This window comes from Paenibacillus caseinilyticus, from assembly GCF_027533645.1.
Taxonomy (GTDB): Bacteria; Bacillota; Bacilli; order Paenibacillales; family NBRC-103111; genus Paenibacillus_G; species Paenibacillus_G caseinilyticus.
This window is the reverse complement of sequence record NZ_JAQAGY010000049.1, coordinates 1-1245: the sequence shown is the minus strand read 5'-3', so window position 1 is coordinate 1245 and position 1245 is coordinate 1. Positions and strand designations below refer to the sequence as shown.

The window sequence follows — 1245 nt, the reverse complement described above, 5'->3', positions numbered from 1 at the left end:
GCGACATCATACCCGTGCCTATGTTTGAGCTCGCTGTTCTTTGCTTCAATCTTGTAGCGCTCTTTGGATTTCGCCTTGAAATGCTCCGTTTCCTGGAATGCCATTTGTTCCGAGTGTGCTTCAGACTTAATCGTTACAGAATACGTTTTGCTCTTGGCGCCTTCTTTGTAACAGCCTTCCTTGAGCGGGCAGTTCTTGCAGATCTCGACGTCAAAGTAATAGGTATCCTGCTGGTTTTTACCGACGTCTTTCTTGCCTTGCCGGGCCTTTCGAATCGCCATGTGACCAGCCGGGCACACGTACATGCCTGCATCTTTGTTGAACAGAAATTCATCTTCTTTCCTGCGGCTGCCTTGCGTGATCAGCGGATTGAGTTTCGCTACAAGCTCAATCTCATTGTTCGTTGTGTACAAAATATTATCTTTTTCGGAGTAGGCGGCATCACCAATGACGGTCTTAACTTGCATCCCCGTTGCCTTGCTTTTTTCGATGAGCGTCTGCAACTGCTTGCCGTCATTCTTCTCGCCTGTTGTAATGACAGCTGCCGTTATGATACGTTCTTCCGTCATGGCCAAATGCGTTTTATATCCAAAGAATGCAGAATCGGCGCTTTTATGTCCCACTCGAGCATCCGGGTCCGCCGCGAGTTGAAGCTGCTCGATGTCATCCACCACCGTTTCCTTCAGCAGGTTTAAGGGCTTCAACACCTTTGGCACCTGCGCGATCCCGGATTCCATCTCGATGAAGGTTACAAGCTTTTGACAATACTCGATCTCGTCTTCGAGTACGCCGTTCGTGTTCTTTGCGGGCATCTTGGTTTTGATCGATTCATCCATCGTGTAAACGGACTTTCGCAGCTTCCGTGCACGGTCTTGCAGAATTTCTAGCGGCGACTTTTGATTGTAGCGTGCTTTTGTATGCGTGGCATCAACGATTATGGAGTTGCTCTTCAGGATATTCAGTTCGACGGCGAGGTCTACCGTCTTACCAATGAGCATGTCCAATAAGTTGATGTCTTTGAGTCGCAGTTTGCGGAATTTAGTCAGAGAACTCGGGTCGATGACCGGATCCTCCGGTGCCATGCCAAGGAAATATTTAAACGACAAGTCATACTTAGAACGCTCGACAATATCTACGTCAGATAGTTCAAAGATGGTTTTCAGCAACAAATATTTAAACATCCGGATGGGGTCAATTGCGCTGCGTCCCTTGTCCAAACAATATTTTGTTTCCAGTTCCTCATAG

The 1245-nt window shown here is 47.6% G+C and carries 1 protein-coding gene; it reads right to left on the bottom strand.

Going from position 1 to position 1245, the window contains the following annotated elements:
* Nucleotides 1-1245: IS1182 family transposase (locus O9H32_RS32730; RefSeq protein WP_269870246.1), on the bottom strand; the 1245-nt coding region annotated here is incomplete at both ends.